Annotated in this window: 15 protein-coding genes; 8 read left to right on the top strand and 7 right to left on the bottom strand. The window is 60.2% G+C overall.

The window, feature by feature from the left end:
- Positions 1-2: 2 nt before the first annotated feature.
- Positions 3-389 (bottom strand): gamma-glutamylcyclotransferase, encoded by a 387-nt coding sequence (locus PLJ71_16945; GenBank protein HQM50378.1) that lies wholly within the window; start codon positions 387-389, stop codon positions 3-5.
- Positions 390-475: 86 nt separating this feature from the next.
- Positions 476-832, bottom strand: a complete 357-nt coding sequence (locus tag PLJ71_16940) for a hypothetical protein (GenBank protein ID HQM50377.1) — start codon at positions 830-832, stop codon at positions 476-478.
- A gap of 244 nt (positions 833-1,076) precedes the next feature.
- Between PLJ71_16940 and PLJ71_16935 the strand changes: the two genes are divergently transcribed.
- Positions 1,077-2,672 carry a sigma 54-interacting transcriptional regulator gene (locus tag PLJ71_16935; protein HQM50376.1) on the top strand — a complete coding sequence of 532 codons (1,596 nt, stop codon included), beginning with the start codon at positions 1,077-1,079 and terminating at the stop codon, positions 2,670-2,672.
- 282 nt (positions 2,673-2,954) lie between these two features.
- Here PLJ71_16935 and PLJ71_16930 read toward each other — a convergent pair whose 3' ends face one another.
- The 5 genes from PLJ71_16930 to PLJ71_16910 all read right to left on the bottom strand — a co-directional run bounded on the left by PLJ71_16930 (position 2,955) and on the right by PLJ71_16910 (position 11,503).
- Complete coding sequence (locus PLJ71_16930; protein ID HQM50375.1) at positions 2,955-4,907, bottom strand: right-handed parallel beta-helix repeat-containing protein; 1,953 nt, start codon at positions 4,905-4,907, stop codon at positions 2,955-2,957.
- Positions 4,908-5,075: 168 nt separating this feature from the next.
- The gene (locus PLJ71_16925) at positions 5,076-5,933 is read right to left on the bottom strand and encodes a sugar phosphate isomerase/epimerase family protein (protein HQM50374.1); all 858 of its coding nucleotides are present in this window, start codon (positions 5,931-5,933) and stop codon (positions 5,076-5,078) included.
- Between the two features lie 120 nt (positions 5,934-6,053).
- Complete coding sequence (locus tag PLJ71_16920; GenBank protein ID HQM50373.1) at positions 6,054-7,496, bottom strand: hypothetical protein; 1,443 nt, start codon at positions 7,494-7,496, stop codon at positions 6,054-6,056.
- Positions 7,497-8,083: 587 nt separating this feature from the next.
- Positions 8,084-9,679: a sodium/solute symporter gene (locus PLJ71_16915; GenBank protein ID HQM50372.1), complete on the bottom strand. Its 1,596-nt coding sequence runs from the start codon at positions 9,677-9,679 to the stop codon at positions 8,084-8,086.
- A gap of 135 nt (positions 9,680-9,814) precedes the next feature.
- Positions 9,815-11,503, bottom strand: coding sequence for a LamG domain-containing protein (locus tag PLJ71_16910; GenBank protein ID HQM50371.1), 1,689 nt, complete (start codon positions 11,501-11,503; stop codon positions 9,815-9,817).
- Between the two features lie 413 nt (positions 11,504-11,916).
- Here PLJ71_16910 and PLJ71_16905 point away from each other — a divergent pair, with 413 nt between their 5' ends.
- The 7 genes from PLJ71_16905 (at position 11,917) to PLJ71_16875 (ending at position 18,083) form a co-directional block, all read left to right on the top strand.
- Complete coding sequence (locus tag PLJ71_16905; protein ID HQM50370.1) at positions 11,917-13,185, top strand: site-specific integrase; 1,269 nt, start codon at positions 11,917-11,919, stop codon at positions 13,183-13,185.
- Positions 13,186-13,433: 248 nt separating this feature from the next.
- A complete protein-coding gene (locus tag PLJ71_16900; GenBank protein HQM50369.1) occupies positions 13,434-14,270 on the top strand; it encodes a hypothetical protein in 837 nt (278 codons plus the stop codon).
- 141 nt (positions 14,271-14,411) lie between these two features.
- Positions 14,412-14,633 (top strand): helix-turn-helix domain-containing protein, encoded by a 222-nt coding sequence (locus PLJ71_16895; protein ID HQM50368.1) that lies wholly within the window; start codon positions 14,412-14,414, stop codon positions 14,631-14,633.
- Positions 14,626-14,925, top strand: a complete 300-nt coding sequence (locus PLJ71_16890; protein ID HQM50367.1) for a CHC2 zinc finger domain-containing protein — start codon at positions 14,626-14,628, stop codon at positions 14,923-14,925. Before PLJ71_16895 ends, PLJ71_16890 begins: the two co-directional genes overlap by 8 nt.
- A 518-nt stretch (positions 14,926-15,443) precedes the next feature.
- Positions 15,444-17,060, top strand: a complete 1,617-nt coding sequence (locus PLJ71_16885; protein ID HQM50366.1) for a YfjI family protein — start codon at positions 15,444-15,446, stop codon at positions 17,058-17,060.
- 276 nt (positions 17,061-17,336) lie between these two features.
- A complete protein-coding gene (locus PLJ71_16880; GenBank protein HQM50365.1) occupies positions 17,337-17,612 on the top strand; it encodes a helix-turn-helix domain-containing protein in 276 nt (91 codons plus the stop codon).
- A gap of 3 nt (positions 17,613-17,615) precedes the next feature.
- Positions 17,616-18,083 (top strand): hypothetical protein, encoded by a 468-nt coding sequence (locus PLJ71_16875; GenBank protein HQM50364.1) that lies wholly within the window; start codon positions 17,616-17,618, stop codon positions 18,081-18,083.
- Positions 18,084-18,165: the final 82 nt, after the last annotated feature.

Here is an 18,165-nt window from a genome sequence, read left to right as displayed (position 1 = left end):
TCCTAATCGGGTTCCGCGACCGCTTCCGCGCGGTCCCACAGATCCCCGGCTTCCACCAAGATGCCTCCGGTCCCGCGGCGCTCGTACATCCATGCCGTGACCTGGAGGCCGTTATCCAACACCACCAGCACCTCGCAGCGCCGGTACCACGCGGGGCAGCACATCAGGCTGTCCATATCGCGGAGAATTCGCGCATTGACGGCGTAGACCTCGCCCCGGATGGGGCTGACGGGCTGGTCCATGCGCACGTAGGGGAACGGGCTGGCGTAGAGAGCGTACTTTTCGGACGTGCGGCCCGAGCCGACCGGTGTCCTGCGCCCCAGCAGAAACTGGTGCCAGAAGCCGGTCCGCAGCCGTCCATATGCAAAGACGTAATCGGCGTTGTCCAATCCGCGCCCCCTTTCGAGAATCAGTGCACCTGTTGAATGCCCTTGACGGGACGGCGCCCCGTCCCAAGACGCCGTCCCCCGGGCTTTTAGCAAGCCTCCGCGAGGAGGTCGAAGTCTGCCCGCCGCAAACGGTCGGTCTGTGGCGTCGAGCCGTAGGTCGTGACCCAGAGGTACTCGCCAGGAAGCGCCCCTTCCTGGACCACCGCGACCAGTTCCTCGCCAAACAGCGTGAACCGGAAGTACCACGACCTCTGCCCGTGGGCTTTGCGTTGCTCGTACGCCGGCCGGTAGCCCAGCATCCGCATCTGGCTGGTCTTCAGTTGGCGGCTTCGGTGAAACAGCGTGCGCGCCAGCGCCTCGGTCGGGTGCAGCCCCGTGTGGTGCGCGATACGGTCCATCGCGTGCCCGGAAACGTCGAGCCGCTGTGCCCTGGATACCTTCATAAATGTGCTCCCTGTGATAGCCATTGCTCGACCCCCTCCTTCTTGCGCCTCAACTCTTGCCGTGCCCGGCCGCCGCTGCACCGGGCATCTTGAATAAAGCATGTGCCGTGCCAAGTCGCGATTCGGGGCGAAACCGCAACATATGGGGCAAATGTCCGGAATGAAGCACAAGAACCCGCCGTTTGCGCCCTCAATATTGACGTGATATGCTCAGAAATAAAGCACCACGGAAAGGGGAGTGGATATGGGGACGAAGGGCGAGCAATTCATAGTGACCTATTATGGACTGGACGGCGCGTGTGCGGCCGCGGCGGCTCTCGTCCGGTACCCGGAAGCCAAGGTAGTTACCACAAGCGCCCGGCGGATAGGCGAAACCCTGCAAGAGATTTCATTGACGGATGCGGGCGAGGTGCACGTCTGCGGCGTAGGGGTCGATTGCGACTGGTCCGCGGTGGAGCAGGCCTGTGCGGCCATCACGAACCGGGGCGGCGCGATCTACTGGCATTGCGGCCGGGGATACCTGGAGAAGCACCGCGGGCAATTCGCGGCGTTCTGCACCCCCGTGTTCATCGAAGCAGAGACCAATACGGGCGCGCTGGCCAAGCATCTTCACCTCACCGATGACGCGACCGGCGGGTTTTTGTCCGAGCTGGCCTTGTTTGACCACAATATCTCGCGCGGCAAACCGCAGAGGAAGAAGACGGCCGGCCAGGCGGACTGGAGCGACCTCGTCTCGGCCGCGATTTCGCAGTATTTCAAGTACCAGGATGAAGACACGTACCGGGCGGTGGTGCGCAAGCTGGCGGCGCAGGATCTCGGCGTGGAAGACAGACGCGCGGTCGAGGTGTTCCGCAAGACTGGGTTCAAATACGTCCTGCACGGCCGTTCCGCGGCGATCCGGACGCTGCGCGAGCGCATCAAGAAATGTGCGCGTATCGACCGCCCCCTGATCATCATGGGCGAGTCGGGGGTGGGCAAAGAGCACGTTGCCCATCTCTTGCGCGAGGCCAGCTCGCGCAACGCGGAGCATTTCATCGTGGTCAACTGCGCGCTGTACGCCGGAAGCGCCAATTTGGCCAATTCGGACCTGTTCGGCCACGTCAAGGGCGCGTTCACCGGCGCCCAGAAAGACCGCCAGGGCAAGCTCGTCGCGGCCAACAAGGGCATGCTCTATCTCGACGAAATCGGGGAATTGCCCCTTGAGGTCCAGGCGAAGCTGTTGCGCGTGTTCGAAGACGGCTGGATTACCCCCGAGGGCGCCGACCGGGCCACTATCCAGGTCGATGTGCGCATCATCGCCGCCACTAACCGCGAACTGCCTGAGATGGTGCGCGCGGGGACGTTCCGGGCGGATCTCTACCATCGCCTGAGCACCCTGCGGCTGTGCGTTCCTCCTCTGCGCGAGCGGCTGGAGGACATCCGCACCATTCTCGAAGAGCGTCTCGAATTACTGCGGAACGAGGGTTACCCCCGCACCCTCACGCGCAACGACTACGCTATCCTGCGCGATTACGACTGGCCGGGGAACGTCCGCCAGCTGATCAAGCTCATCGAGCGGGCGTTCTACCTCGATATGCCCATCAGCGAGGCCATGGAAGAAGAAAAAGCCCTCGGGGGACTCCGTGCCCCCGCCGAAACCCCGCCATCCGCCGAAGACATCCTTCTGCCGCGCAGCCAGGGCGAGGTTCTTCCCCTCGAAGAAGTGCGGCGCCGCTACGCCCGCCGCGCGTGGGACCTCTTCGGCCAAAACTACACCGCCGCAGCCAAGGCGCTCGGCATCCAGCCCAATACCCTGCGCTACCAATACCTCAAGGAGAAGAAACAGGGGCGGGCGCGGTAGAGCCACAATCGAGGGAAGAGCAACACGGAGTTGGGGCGACCTGCCGGTCGCGAAAGTGGCGCGGTCGGGAGACCCCGCCACAGCGTCGGCGTCTGTATGGTCCTCGTAACGGAGGGCCGGTTTTCTAACCGGCCATTGGTATCCGCGGCCTGTCAGGGCCGCGCATCATTGCTATCCCTAGTTTGGAGACCTGCCGGTCGCGAAAGTGGCATGGCCGGGAGACCACGCCACAGCGTTGGAGATTACCCGGCTGAGACTGCACGCCCTTCGAGTGGAAATCCTTCACGGCGCTGTCGCCGTCCGCGGGCCGGCGTTGCTCACATCGACGGGAGGAAACCCTAGCGCGAGGGCGGGGGATGCGGGGTCGAGCCGGATCGTGCCGCCCGCGCAGTCGAGGAGCAACGGGTCGCCGAGGATGTTGCCGTTGGCGGCCTCGATGGGCCTTTCGCCGGTGGATTTGTAGTTCTCCATGATGTGCCAATTCACCTTGCCGGTTCCGCTGAAGAGAACGTTATTCCTGAACATTTTCACGCCGTCCACGTTGGTGATGGTGATATCGCCGCCGGCCCGGACGATGTTGCCCTCGATGGTGTATTCGCTGCTCTTCTGCAGGGTGATCTGGGCGGCGCCTTGGGTGACGAAGACGTTGTGACGGATGGTGTTGTTGACGGCCATGTGATTGTGTGAGGGCCGCGCGACATTCACCGATACGTTGCCTTCGACGAGGCAGTTCTCGGCCTGCTCGTCGAGGTAATATGCCGATGCGCCGTAACCGCCGGTGTCTTCGATGTCGCAGGCGTAGTTTCCGCGCAAGGTTATGTCCTTGCAGAATCCGACATAGATGGCAGCGCCGTCGTGCAGCTCGCGCATGACCCGGTAGATACGGTTCGAGGCGATGACGAGCCCTTTTCCGCCGCCGCAGATGCCGGTGTAGGGGGTGTCGTGGATCTCGTTGTGGATGATTTGGAGGTTGGCGCCGCCACAGCGCAGGCCGAGTGCGCTGGGATAGGCCAGACCGACGTCGTGAATACGGTTATCCGCCACAATTCCCTCGACGCCTTCCGCCGCGATACCGCCCGCTCCGCAATGGTGAACGTGGCACCGCTCGACCCGCGATGTGTCGAGTTTCCAGGTCTTGAGGCCATATCCGCCCGCATTGAAGATTTCCAGGTCTGCAAACACGCAATCCGCCGCCTGCGCGGCTGTCAATGCGCCCTCAAAACGGAGCGCGCCGAATCCGCCCGCCTTCAGAGGCGTATTGGTCACGGACAAGCCAAGTCCCCGGATCGTGATCCCGCGCGCCAAGTTGTCGTCCGCGCCCTTGATGCGCAGGAGCACGGCGGTTCGCGGGGCGATAACGACCGCCGAGGCCATATCTTCTTCCGGCAGCGGCCAATACACCACCTTGCCCGCGGTCCGGTCGAGGTACCACTGGCCGGGCTCGGTCATGCCCTCGCGCAGATTCCAGACGGTGTAACGCTTCACGCCGAACGCCCCTGGCGGGTGCTCGGCAGGTGTCGAGAACGTAAGTGTCGAGGTATCGGTGTCCATTCGCGCCACGCCGACGAGGGACTCGTCCCACATGTGATAGATCGTCAACTCGGCGTTTTTGACATCGAACCACGGCCCGAGATCCTCGGGGCGGTACTGCATGGTGGTCAATTCCTGGTCCGTTGGCTTGCGTTTCCAGCCCCCGCCCGTTGTGCTCATCCAGGGGACGTCGAACGCGGTCAGGTGCTCGAAGGCGCCCTCGCGCGGCAGCCGGGCCCGTTTGCAGAACCGGCCATTGACTGACAACATGCGGAAATCCCACGGGCCATCCGCCACGGCGGAAATCGGCGCGGCCCAGAACCGGTCTCCGTCGGGCTGCCAGCCCTCGATGCGTGTTCCGCCGTAGAGGATGGGCTGCGTCCCCGCTTCCGCTTCGATGGTCAGGCCGTTATCGCGCTGGTCGAGCAGCAGGGCTTGCGTCAGGAAGTAGGAACCTCCCGCCACGACCAGCCGGCGCGGAACGTCCGCGCCCAGTTGGCGCGCGGCATCGCGCGCCGCTTCGAGCGTCGCGAAGGACCCGTTCGAACCGTCCGGCAAAGGGGCTGCGCTTGTTCCCGGCCAGCTGTCTTTGCCCTGCGTGCTCACGTAGAACGTGGCGGCGGGCGCATTCTCGGCGAATGTCGCCTTCACGAAAGCCAGACTGGCCGCTACTGCGACGACAACCCCGACGGCGGACCATCGCATATGCTCGCCTCCTTTTATCCCGCTGTACCTGTGAGCCCACATTGCGGCCCCATTCGTATGACCAGCGCCACATCGAGATCCTGTTTCACAAGGCCAGTGAACACAGGGCAACCATTCCCCGCAGTCCGCGCGACATTACGGAACGGAATAGAATCTGCGCGCAACAGGTCAAGCAGGAACTTGTTCTTTCATGCCCTGCGCGATCAGATGAAATCCCTCCGTGTAGACCTCTTCAGGGCTCCCGGAGAGGTCGCGCCATACGCAGGTCGTGGCGGCGAGGTCGGGCAACGTGCGCCCGAAAGCCTCGATTGTCAACCAGCCGTCGTAGCCGGCGCACCGCAGTGCCCGAAAAGTCTCGGCCCACGGCACGTGGTCCCGTCCAGGAGTGCCGCGGTCGCTCGCCGACACGTGAAAATGTCCCAGCACACCGGCGTAGTCTCGAATACAGCCGACGGGGTCCTTTTCTTCGACGTTTCCGTGAAACGTGTCGTACATGGCCTTGAAGTTTGGGTGTTGCACACGCCTCACGTAGTCGGCCGCATCACGCAGAGTATTCAGGAAATAGCACTCGAAACGGTTCAACGCCTCGATCGTTAACAGGACCCCAGCATCCTGGGCGACGCAGGCCATGTTCCAGTGCACTTCCGCCGCCCGTTTCTTCTCCTCTTCGGTCGGGCCCTTCCCGGAAAAGACGCCGAGCGGCTGATAGTATGGCCCGCACAGCACTTCCGCGTGCAGCTCGGCGGCGCAGTCCACCGCCCACTTGAGATATGCCGCCGCCCTGTCGCGATCGCCCTTATCGGCGCTGATTGGGTTATGGGTTCTGTCGGGAATGACCGTGACCGCTGTACAGCTGAGCCCGTGGCCGTTCAACGCACGGGCCACCTTGGCGTAATGAAGGGGCTCGCCGCTGAAAAGAGGGACCTCGACGCCGTCGTAGCCCACCGCCTTCAACTTCTCAAACAGAGGGAAGTGGTCCTCTGTCACGAACGGTGTCCAAAGCAACATGTTGAAACCGATTTTCATGGGTGATACTCCCGAAGCTTCTGACTGACCGGCGGCGAAAACAGCCTTCCCGATACTGTAGCATGGCGAACCCCGCGCGCACCGGCTCCCCGTGCTTTTCCTTACGGCTCGCTCGTTGGTTTATGCGGTGGCCTTCGCCTCGTCGACCAACTCGATCTGCTTGAACCTGCAGAACCGTCTGAGGTCGGTTGTGAGGTCTCCGTAGCACGTCACCCGGTGCAGGCCCTCCGACCAGTTCTGCCAAAGCGCCGCCAGGTCGCCGTCCACCTTGACCGTGATCTTCGTGCGGCATCCCCGATCGGTATCGGGCGCATCGATAACGTCCCCGGTGAAGTACAGGAGCTTGTACGTGCCGATCAGTTCAGCCTGCGTGACTTTCTGCCCGACCGGCATGAACACCTGCGTCACGGCCCCTTCCTGCCGTTCCATGATGGACCGGATGCGGTACGGACTCGATTCGCCGTTCGGGCCGTTCATCTTTGTCGAACCGAGGCAATGCGCGAGTATGATGCCCGGCTTGGACTCGTCGAGCGTGGGATCGCTGATGAATCCGGGATTTCCGGACAGCGCCTGCATCAGGATGAACGTCATCGCGCTCTTGATGTCCGATTCGCATATGCCGGCAAATCCCATGTCGTTCAGCCGCGTGAACCCAATGCATGGAAACGCCGGCAACTGATGATACATGGTGCCGTAGCAGTCAACCGTAATCGTCGTCGCGTTTTCCTCGTTCAGCAGCTGTTCGAACGCCAGCGCCAGGCGGCAGGACTTCTCGATTTCCTCCTTGCCCGGCTCGACGATTTCTTTGGCGCCGTTCATCCAGCGCTCAGCCTCGGCCGCCGCATCAGACTTGGACACCGCCTCGTAGGCGGCCAAGACCCGGTCCCGGTCAATGCGGACAACCTCGGTGCCGAACTTGTCCTTGATCGCCGTCAGATACTCCGGCGACTGCTCGCGTGCGGAGACATTGACAATCCTGGCCTCGCGCAGGTGGTGAATCGCGCGGAACGGCCTGACGGCCACCGCGAGCTGGTCAAAATCGCTTGTCAACACGCAATCGAGCAGCGCGCCTTCTTTGTTCCGCATGATCGCGCCGAAATGCGTCCATTCATGGCCGGAATACGGCGCCGCAAACAGCACCGTCGGCTTTCCCGCCGCCAAGACCGTCTGAAGCAGAGGCGTGACGCCCATTGACAAATGGATGGCGAGCACCCCGTCCACATCGCCGAGTTTCGCCGCAACCTGTTGGGCTTCCTCGGGCGTGGTGACGAGTTGGCTCACCGGGAATTCCACGTCGGCAAAGGCGCCAGCCCGTTTCGTGAACTCGGCCTCGTATGCCTCGACCTCCTTGTTGAGGTCCATCAAGGGCGTTGGCCAATGCGCTTTCGGGATGCCCAGGTACACCTTGGCCACCCGCACTTTCGACCGCCGCGCCCCAGGACTGAGCAAGGGGCTGCTGTTCTCCGCCGCGTGCGCGCCCAGGACCGCCCCGCCGGCCCAGCACGCGGCCGCTCCCGCCGCCGTCACTTGCAGGAACTCTCTTCTCCTCAGGTTGAATAGCATGGCTGCGTTCTCCTCGTCATCCACGTGATTGCGCCTCATAGGAATCGGCTGCCAGAATATGCCACGGCGTCCGCGCCGTCAACAGTCCTTTGGGATACTTTTTTGCTTGAGGCAACAGGCAATCTGCACAACCCAATTCACTGGGTAGACACTGGGAAGCCCGGCTTTGGCCCCACGCGCCTCATGTGGCCCGGTTACATGGTGTTCTTCCGCGTGCGCGCGAACCTCCTCGAGCCCGCGCCGGTCCGCATGTGACCCGTTTACACGGAGTTCTTCAGCGCCAACGGCGCGGAAACATACCAGCCCAGGCTGAAGGCCTGGGGAAAGGGATTCATCACCCCCCTCCGGGCTGAAGGCCCGGCACAGGGTTCAACGGGAGGCGAGAACATTCGCGTTTCACGTTCCGGAAGGTGGACGCGAGATACCCGTGCTTCCGCAAACGGAATTCGCGGTCTGGCATTTCCCGCCGGTCTTGGGACGTTAAGGCGGGGCGGACGATGACACGGGTGAGCGGCTCTGGGATGATGATGTCTCGGGCCTTCAGCCCTCCCCTTTGTTGCCGCCGGTTTCCCGGCCCTCCAGGCCGGTCAGGGCGTCTCTTGAGCAGACCCTTTCTCCTGGGTCCAGACGGTAAGGTTGGTGAGGTCGCGATGGCGTTTCGGGAGTACCCGGGCCGCGGCATAACCTAGAGCGAACATGATGACGTGGCCCATGAACCCCGTATAGTACCCGTCGAAGTGCGCGCGGATGCCTTCGCAGACCCGCTCGGGCAGCCAGCCGAGCCCGGCGAGCGACATCACCGCCGAGAACCCCACCGCGAGCGCGATCCCCAGCCCGACCGAGCGCCCGTCGCCCCGGGTCGTGAAGAAACCCAGGAAGAACAGACCGAGCAACCCGCCCGCCGCGATCGACTGCAGCTCGGTCCACAGATCCTGCAACGTCTTCTGCTCGGAATACAGCAGCCAGAACGCGCCTGCGACCATGGCCAAGGCGCTGAACAGGGTGCACCACCTCGCAGCGCGCACGTAATGCTCGTCTGCGCGTCCTTTGACCCAGTACCGCCTGTACAGGTCCGTGATCGCCACCGCCGAGACCGAGTTCATCGCGGATGACATACTCGACATGGCCGCCGCGAGCACCGCTGCGACGACCAGCCCCGAAACGCCCGTCCGGAGCTGGGTCGTGACGAAGTAGGGGAGTATCTCCTCAGCCTTACGCGCGCCCGTGAGCATTTCATTGGCGCGCACATCCGGAAACACGTGGTAGAACACGTAGAGCCCCGTGCCGACAAACATGAAGTACCCCCACGTCGGCACGCAGAACCAGCAGCAGATCCACATCGCGCGCCGTGCGTCCTTCGTCGATTTTGAGGCACAGTACTTCTGAACCACTTCCTGGTTCGTGGTATAGTCGGCCAGCCACTGGGCCAGCCCGACAATCAAGAGCATCAGCACGGTCTTATGCGACAGGGCCAATCCCCACGGTATAGGCTGAAGCGCGCCGTCCGGACCCAACTCGCTGACCCCAAACTTCCCGTTTTCCGATGCGACTTGAACGAGCTGCGCTACGCTTCCCGGGAGTTTCACAATGATCGTCAACAGGATCAGCACGCCTCCAAGCGTCAGGAGCACCGACTGCACGAAATCGGTCCAGATGACCGCTTCCATGCCGCCTGCAACCGTATAGTACGCGGTCACCGCGCTACCGAGCAGGATGCACCAGGCCGCGTCCCAGCCCGTGACCTTCTGAATAAGCAGCGCCGTCAAATACTGGATCATCGCCAGCCGGATGCATTGCGCCAAGATGAAAACCGTCGCGCCGTACGTTCTCGCGCCCGGGCCGAATCGTTTCTCGAGGTATTCGAAGACCGAAGTGATTTTGCCGCGCCGGAAGAACGGAAGGATCAACCGCGACGCAATCCACACGGCAACCGGCAGCATCAGACAGATCACGTAGCGCAGGTAGCTGGTCTTGAACGCGTCGGCAGGATAGGCGACAAAGGTTATCGAACTGATGGCGGCCCCGAAAAGCGATACGCCGATGAGCCAGCCCGGATACGAGCGGCCCGCCACGAAGTACTGCTCCGTACTCTTCGCGCGCCGGGCAAAGTACCAGCCCATCGCCAGCAGCACCGCGAAGTAGACGAAGATTACGCCGGTGTCGATGAATCCGAACGATCCCAAGCACGCCCTCCCCGGAGGTCCGCCCGTCTTCATAATAGAAGCTTGTGAAGAAGCCGGTCAAACAGGCGGGAGCGCCGGTGACCAGCGGCCCGCGCCCCGCCGCCAGAGGCGCATTCTAAGAAAAACCCACCTTGTTCACGTGCCGCCAAACCCGGCGCGGCAAAGTGCTTGGATTTCCTCGCCGGATAGCGCCTTTTCGTAGACGCGCACGTCCCTCATCCAGCCGTTGAACAGATCGCCCGTGCCAGCGCCGAGCCGCAGCGGCTCGCCGTTGGCGAGGTCGAACTGCGCAGCATCGAATGGGGCACCCGTCGCGGCCAGGCGGCCGTCAACATGCAGACGGAGCCGCCCCCCTTCGCGGACGGCTGCCAGATGCCGCCACCCCGGTTCGAGCGCATGATCATAGGTCGCGTTCTTGCCTGCCTCGATGCAGAATACCTTGCCCGACGGGAGTGTGCCGCAGAAGAGCTTGCCCTGGTACACGGCCATGGACCACGCCCGCCGGTACTTGCCCTCGGCGGTGTCCAGTTGCTGCCCGATGGGCGTCCACGCGCCTTCGGCGTCATACCGGTACACCCGCCCCGAAGGGAGTGTGCCGGTATACAGAGCACCGTTGTAAACCATCATGCCCATGGTTTCCATTTCGTCGCCGGGACGTCCGCACGCCGTCCACGTGCCGTTTTCCTCCATGCGGTACACGTAGGCGTTGGGCCAGGTCGATACATGCATTCGCCCGCCGTACACGGCGAACGAGTAGTCCTGATGGATGGGCGGGTCGATGGTCTTGCCGACGTACGCCCATTCTTTTCCGTCGAAACGGAACGGGCCGCCGGGCGCGTCGTACGAAACCATGTAGAGGGCGCCGTTGAAAACGCAGGGATTCAGCACGCGACGGCCCGGATTGCCGCAATACGTCCATTGGGTGCCGCCCTCGAAACGGTACAGGCCGAACCCGTCCTGTTTGAGCGTGGTCGCGTACAACTTCCCGCCGTATACGCCCATTCCGCCCATGGTGTTGGATTCGCCGGTATCCGGGTTGGAAAGGGTCCCGCAGTACGTCCATTGGGTGCCGCCGTCATAACGGTAGACCTTGCCGCCGGGCGTCGTGTTGGGCGATGCCGGCAGCGCCGAACCGGTGGTGTCGTACCACGAAGTTCCCGCGTAGAGCTGTCCGTCGTAGACCGCAAGCGACGCTACGGCATTGCTTGCGTCCGGACTGCCGCAATCAATCCAGTTCGAGCCTCCCGCGTACCGGTATACCCGGCCCGAGTCTCCCGCTGCCGGCTCGCACGTTGCTGCGTACAGGTCGCCCTTGTACACGGCCATGCCGAAGATGAACACGGCGTTGCCCGGGCGGCCACAATCCGTCCATTGCGCATCCATCTGGCCGTGGTCGATGCCGAAATGGACGGTCCGGTAGTTGGGCTGCGAGTTGGACACCCCCGAGCAGGTCAGGATGCCGAAGTTGAGGCCGCTGCGCGATTGGGCGTCGTACTTGCTCACGAGGTCGCCGAGGTTGTCATCCAGCGACTGTTCCGTGTACACCCACAACGACAGCGAAAAATCGCCCGCGCCAAAGGGGGGCGCGTCCTGAGCGGGCAACTCGAGATAGGCCGAACGTCCGTCGAACCGCGCCGCACGGGTCCCGTCCGGAACCGATGCGCCGAACTCGACGCCGTGATTCTCGAGGTGCCGGCCATTGCCCGAGGCGTCCCGGCCGTCCTCGTCGAGCCGCCACCACAGGCTTGGCACGGCATCCGCCGCACAAGCGCCGGACACGCATACCGCAAGCAGAATAAGCACCGGGTACAGCCAGAACATCATTCGAAGTCTCCTTCCACCGCCCATCGCCCTCATGCCACGCAACCCGCGGGCTTCACAGCGCAAGCGTAACACATCCGCCGCCTGCCGGGCATCACCTTCGGCGCCGCCCAATGCGAGCCCTGCATTTCAGGATACGCCCCGTGATTCCGCGGCCAATATCGAAAACAAAAAGGACCCACGGGAAATCCCGCAAGTCCTTGCGTTTCATGGAGCTGGAGGGGGGAATCGAACCCCCGACCTCATCATTACGAGAGTGTCTGGCAGTGAATTTCGGTACAATCGAGAAAACACCAAAACATCATTTCACCTTTTATTTACAAGGGTTTTGTGAGTTCACCCTTGTGTTCCCGTTTGGGGCGTGTTACACTCCGTTTGGAGTTACGGCGGCGTTACAGACTGCAAGGATTGTGGCAATGCAAATTGAATTGAACAACAAAGTAATCGAAAAACTCCAACCCGAAGAGAAGCCCCTGAAGGTTTTCGACACAACCGTCCCAGGCTTTCATCTTCGAATTCAGCCGTCGGGTTATCGGTGTTATTACGTCGAGTACCGGAAGCTGGATGGCAAGAAAGCAACCTATAATGTCGGCTCAGCAGAACTCATCACGCTTGGGCAGGCGAGGAAAAAAGCCAAGGAATTCCTCGCGAACAGGACACTCGGAAAAGACCTCGCGGAACACCGGCGGCAACTGCGTGTTCACACACTGAAGAGTTACCTGGATGATCACTACCGTTTATGGGTTAGTGCCCACAGGAAGACGGGTGAGCAGACGATCTACATGGTGGAGAAGTATTTTGCATCCTTCCTGAACTCTCCCATCGGCGCGATCGAGCGGGCGGAAATTGAGAAGTGGCGATACCGCGAGATCAAGAGAGGCGCCAAGAGGACCAGCATCAACCGCCGCGTTGCGGCCCTAAGGTCAGTCTTGACGCGAGCGTTGAAAGACGGCGTTATCCCGTTTCATCCCCTGAGAGACATGGAGAAACTCCCCGAGATCGACTCCCAGCCCATTATTCGCTACTTGAGCCAGGAAGAGCGCGTGCGGCTTATGGCCGCGCTGGATGAGAGGGAGGAAGAACTGCGCGAGCAACGGGATTCGGGGAATGCCTGGCGGCGTGAGAGAGGCTACGCCGAGCTTCCGGATCTACGAGCGGTTGAATATGCCGACTATATGAAACCGCTGGTTATAGTGGCCTTGGCCACGGGGCTCCGAAGAAGTGAGCTGTTTTCACTGAGGTGGTCTGAGGTCGACTTCGAGGCCGAGATTGTGACGGTGCGCCGTGAAGTGTCCAAGAGCAAACGGGAACGATACGTGGAGATGCTCGGGGATTCGTATGAGGTCCTGAAGGCATGGCGCCGCCAGACTCCGGGTGAATTCGTGTTCCCTGGCGACGACGGCAGTCCCTTTACGACAGTCCAGAAATCCTGGAAAACATTGATAAAGAAGGCTCAGATCAAGAACTTCCGGTTCCATGACTGTCGACACGACTTCGCCAGCCAGCTTGCCATGGCAGGGGTGGACTTGTACGAGATCTGCAAGCTAATGGGGCACAGCAGCGTCACGGTCACCGAAAAATACGCGCACCTCTGCCCAGCCCGCACGTCTGCCAAACTTGCGGAGTTCAAAGCACCGAAGCGGACAGACAATATCGTGCCATTCACGAAACCCATGGAAGCGTGATTCCTCATTCTTGTCTCCCGAACGCATGACAAAACCGACAAAACCATCCCTGTGAACCCACATCCCAACCGGTCTAGACAAAATGTCATCATATTGCGAGACGACCTCATGTTCCCCTTCCCAATTGGTCTGGACAAAATCAGGATCCTTTGTTAACGTTCATACCAGTACTTTCGTGTATTGGTCTATCTTTTGCAGTTCTGGACGTGATGGGAAGGCAGGTGGCTATTATGGAATACGAATGTCTCATGGATGATAACGAAATTCTGGAAATGCTTGCTGAGGAGTATCCAGAGTTCTCTGAAGAACAACTGAAGTATGAACTCGAAATGCTGAAAATCATTTGGGAGGAGGAGCAACTTACACCTCAACAAAGAAGTGAGCAGATGAAGATAGAGTACTTTCGCGAGAACCTATCGCCCACGGCAAAGACCTGGGGGCTCTGGCAAGCATGTTTCCTGCTGCTCGACACAGACGATAAGGATGAGGGGTTAGAGTTTCTATGTATGTACTTTCTGAGATTAGTAAGACCACAGCACAATTTCCCCCTTTTTGAGACATATCTTTGGAAGCTAGGCTACTATATAAACGTACGACGATACGTTGAAGAAGCTATTGCCGACAGCAGATATGAGCTGGTCCTTGAGAAACCCTATATTCGTCCCAACGACTTTCTTGCCTGGGCTGAGAGAGCTGGTTATCGTCACCGGATACCCGAAGACGTTTACAACAACGTCACCGGCGCGAATCATTCCCAAGAATGTGATTTGGGCGCGCAAGACAATCAACCGCCCGCCCAAGATGACCTTTCCCGAGCTACCGACCGAGGAAAGGCACTCCTAACAAGGAAGGAGCGTTTGGTGCTTGACACCCTTCTCGCTCTTCCTGAGAACGAGGGAAGAACTGCGAAACAGATTGCCGATGCGGTACTTGAAAGAACTTGTCAAGTGCTGCTTGAAACGTCGATCAAGAATCACCTCATAAAGTCTCTTCGGGGAAAAGGTTACGACATTGTCAATCGCCCAGGCATTGGGTATTTCCTCCGAAAGAACGAGACTTTCCGCCAGCCGAACAGGCGCGATTAACTGGCCTGACGTTGCTTTGACGTTGCCCTGACGTTGCTTCAGCGTTGCCTCCACTATGCCTGTTTTCATCAGCCAATCGCAGACAATTACTGTGAATTAAGAGGGCCCCTGGCCCACAACAGTAAACTTGAGGTGATTGAGATGAAAGTACAAGTGAAAGCGCTCACAGAAAGAGAGGCCTGCAGGTATCTGAGTGTTTCGCGCAGTTTTCTTGCGCAGGGTCGCATCTACGGCCACCTGCCCGGAAGAACACCAACACCCCCATTCTACAAGGTTGGACGAATGGTGAGGTACCGGGTCGAGGATCTCGATGCCTGGTTGGAAGCCTATCGCCAGAGTCCGAAAGGAGGCGAACATGCGTAACCAGGCAAAAAGAATAAAGGAGTGTGTGTCTCCGCAGGAGTTCTATCGGGAACAGCTTCCCTGCCTGCCGCCCCCCAAACGTGACGCCGGTTGGGTAAGCGGCGGACTTTGCCCATTTCATGACGACCGCCGCACCGGGAACTTTCGAGTGAACCTCAACACCGGTGCCTTCAAGTGCTTCGCTTGCGGCGCGAGGGGCGGCGATGTCATCGACTTCCTGCAACGTCGCGATAAACTAACCTTTTGCGAGGCCCTCAAGGCCCTCAAGAACATGTGGGGTGTGGCGCCATGACCGCAAGCCAAATGAACATCCCGACCGGTGTCGCAACAGACATGGGCGGGCGCTCCCTGAGATACCTCTGGCCGTACCAGGACGAAAATGGACAGGTCTTCGGCTACGTCGCGCGATATGATGATGCAGAAGGCGGCAAGTCCGTCATCCCGTATTTTCGCAGAGATGGTGCCGGCTGGAAGTCCGGCGCGGAACCTGCTCCGCGTCGGCTCTTCGGGCTCCATACTCTGCGGGGTGACAGTGTCTTCGTGGTGGAGGGAGAGAAATGTGCCGCAGCGTTACACAGTCTCGGCTTGGCAGCGGTGACTTCGCCTTGTGGAAGCACTTCCGCTCATAACGCCGATTGGACTCCCCTAGCGCGGTTCTCGGAGGTGTATATCCCTTTGGACAACGACGAAGCTGGTCTCCATTATGCGCGAAGTGTTGCCAGCATTCTGAATGGTCTGCCAGGTTCCCGGAAAGTGCGCTTATGCGAGTTTCCTGACCTTCCCGAAAAGGGGGACGTGGTCGATTGGCTTATGTCTCGGGTTCCGGGTTGGGACGGGTTCGAGCCAATACCTCGAGAGCCTGGCGATGACCTCTTGGATGAATTGCTTGAGGAACTGACAAGGCAGTCTCAGTCCATTCCCCCCGACTGGTTGGGGAATGACGCGTGGCCGCAGCCAATTCCGTTGCGACCATACGAACCACCACCTTGGCCAGCCGGTGCCTTCCCAGCCGATATCGAGGAATACGTTAACTCACTATCCGAGGCCACTGAGACTCCCGTTGAACTGGCTGCGTGTGTTGTGTTGGCGATTCTCGCAACATGCGTTCAAGGTAAGTATGCGGTGAAAATCAAGGATGGCTACTATGAGCCGCTTTGCCTCTGGACTAGTTGCGCTCTGCCCTCCGGTTCCCGGAAAAGTGCAGTTCATTCCAGTGCCGTCACCCCCCTGATTACGTGGGAACGGTCGCAGCGGGAACGCATCGAACCGGAAATCAAGAGACTTGAATCCGAGACCGAGACAATCCTCGCAAGGATCAAGAAGCTTCGCGGAAAAGCGGCCGAGCCGGCAAACGAGAATCCCCAGAACATCCAAAAGCAAATCGAAGAGCTTGAGGCAAGCCTTCCATTGATACCCATTGTGCCACGTGTATGGGCAAGTGATATCACTCCCGAGCATCTCGGGACGCTCATGGCGCAGCAGGAAGGTCGTATGGCATTGCTGTGCGATGAAGCAGGCATTCTTGAAACCATCGGTGGCCGCTACGCCAATGGAATTCCGAATCTTGACCTGTTCCTGCAAGGTCACTCGGGCACTCCTGTTCGCGTGGACCGAGGCTCGCGGCCATCGGTCTCAATAGACAAGCCCGCCTTGTCCGTTGCGTTGATGCCGCAGCCGGTGGTAATCCACGCGCTTGCAAACAAGTCAGAATTCCGGGGCCGTGGACTACTGGCGCGCTTCCTCTACACGATGCCAGACCACAACCTGGGCTTTCGCACTGGCGACAAGCCGCCCGTGCCGGACCGCGTTGTCCAGAGGTACGCCACAATCATTGTCGCCCTACTTAATCGGAAGGGTAGAGCAAGCGGCAACGGAACGGAGTCTCCTCACATACTAAGTCTTGCCCCTGAAGCCTATGACCGTTGGAAGGACTTATCTGCGGAGCTCGAAAAGGAAATGGCGGACGGTGGGAAATACGAACACCTTCGTGACTGGGCAGGTAAACTGCCGGGTGCCGCTGGTCGTATAGCGGCCATTTTCCATGTGACCCGCTACGCATTCGAAAATGAGCGCAACCACCTCATCTCGTTGGAGGAGATGGAGGCGGCAACCGAACTGGCGCGGGTGTTCTGCAAACATGCCCTGATCGCCTTCGACGAGATGGGCGCTGACCGTACGCGCGACGATGCGCGGTCTATCCTGGGGTGGATTCGCAGGGAAAAGTGCGCGTCCTTCTCCAAACGCGATGTCCAACGCGCTCTTCAATGCACCTTCAAGAAGAGCGAGGAAATTGATGAACCTCTCGCCATTCTGGCGGACCGGCACTATATCCGCCAAATCAATGAGGCGAAAAAGCCCGCCGGAGGTCGCCCCAGCGAAAAATACGAGGTGAATCCGGATGTATTTCAAGTGTCAGAAAAACCATGACAAAACTGACAGAACCCTGTGTGTGCACCGGTGGCTAGTGAGTTTTGTCAGTTCTGTCATAGAAGATCGAGCCGGAACGGGGGCGTGCCATAGACACGTGCGGACGAACAGAGGCACATGTTCAGATCCTCTTTTTCTCCTTGCGAGAGTCCGCCTTGCCCTTCGCGCGAGGGGGTAGCTTGTATATAGGGCTGAAACACCGCCTTTTGGTATCAGATAGAAGCCTTTTGCAGCATGCCGGTGTGATGCCGAGATAAGGAAAGGAAACAGACAATCGTGGGACGTGTGCCAGATACAGACAAAAACTCACGGCAACTGAAGCATCTCACGGACCAGCATCTCGAGATGATTCGCAGGGCTGTGGCCGGGCAGCGGGTTGGTAAGATCGCCTCCGAAATGGGCGTCCACCGCACCACGGTTTCCAGGGTGCTGAACAGCCGCCTGGGCAGGGAGTGCCGGGCACGACTGCACGGCGAAATGGACCGCATGGTTGCGAAGGCAGGGGCCTGGCTGCCGTTCGCGCGCATTGTGCCTGGCATCATGAGGAAATAGGACGTGGCGAACTACCAAGTGCTGCCCCAAAAGCCTTCTCAGGCTTTTCTAAGCGCCATTGCCCGGGCGCGAGCGCTCGGACTCCGCCCCGACCAAATCGCGAGCGTCACGGGGCTCACAGAAGGCCAGATTGCCGGCATACTGGAGTCAGAGGCGTTCGCGGCGGTTGAACGGGCCCAACAGCTCGCGAAGAGGCTCCCGCTGGAGCTCCTCGACTTCGACGAACTCTTGGACGCCGCACTCGACGCCATGGAGAAGATGCTCGCCGACCCCGAAACGCCTCCAACGACCAAACTCCGCATCATCGAAGAAATCTTCGACCGCGACCCCACCGGCGCCCTCGCCAAACGCACCCAGCCGGACAGACCCGCCAACCAACCCAGCCCTGTCTTCGACAACGAGGCCATCCGAAAGGTCAAAGAACGCGCCGCGGAGCTATTGCGCGCGGGAAACGGCGAAAAAACCGAATAACTGCCTACATCTACCTACCAATCGCTCGCAAAAGCATCACGGAAAGGTCCAATGAATCTCCGCTCCGGCGACCAATCCGTGA

The organism is Candidatus Hydrogenedentota bacterium (genome assembly GCA_035416745.1).
GTDB lineage: Bacteria > Hydrogenedentota > Hydrogenedentia > Hydrogenedentales > SLHB01 > UBA2224.
The sequence above is the reverse complement of the archived record's forward strand: the minus strand, read 5'-3'. Positions and strand labels throughout refer to the sequence as shown.

Excerpts from the sequence above, each read along its gene's own strand:
- PLJ71_16935 (HQM50376.1), top strand. The coding sequence starts at position 1,077 with ATGGGGACGAAGGGCGAGCAATTCATAGTGACCTATTATGGACTGGAC.
- PLJ71_16890 (HQM50367.1), top strand. The coding sequence starts at position 14,626 with ATGCGTAACCAGGCAAAAAGAATAAAGGAGTGTGTGTCTCCGCAGGAG.
- PLJ71_16895 (HQM50368.1), top strand. The coding sequence starts at position 14,412 with ATGAAAGTACAAGTGAAAGCGCTCACAGAAAGAGAGGCCTGCAGGTAT.
- PLJ71_16930 (HQM50375.1), bottom strand. The coding sequence starts at position 4,907 with ATGCGATGGTCCGCCGTCGGGGTTGTCGTCGCAGTAGCGGCCAGTCTG.
- PLJ71_16920 (HQM50373.1), bottom strand. The coding sequence starts at position 7,496 with ATGCTATTCAACCTGAGGAGAAGAGAGTTCCTGCAAGTGACGGCGGCG.
- PLJ71_16900 (HQM50369.1), top strand. The coding sequence starts at position 13,434 with ATGGATGATAACGAAATTCTGGAAATGCTTGCTGAGGAGTATCCAGAG.
- PLJ71_16925 (HQM50374.1), bottom strand. The coding sequence starts at position 5,933 with ATGAAAATCGGTTTCAACATGTTGCTTTGGACACCGTTCGTGACAGAG.
- PLJ71_16905 (HQM50370.1), top strand. The coding sequence starts at position 11,917 with ATGCAAATTGAATTGAACAACAAAGTAATCGAAAAACTCCAACCCGAA.
- PLJ71_16910 (HQM50371.1), bottom strand. The coding sequence starts at position 11,503 with ATGATGTTCTGGCTGTACCCGGTGCTTATTCTGCTTGCGGTATGCGTG.
- PLJ71_16940 (HQM50377.1), bottom strand. The coding sequence starts at position 832 with ATGAAGGTATCCAGGGCACAGCGGCTCGACGTTTCCGGGCACGCGATG.
- PLJ71_16885 (HQM50366.1), top strand. The coding sequence starts at position 15,444 with ATGTCTCGGGTTCCGGGTTGGGACGGGTTCGAGCCAATACCTCGAGAG.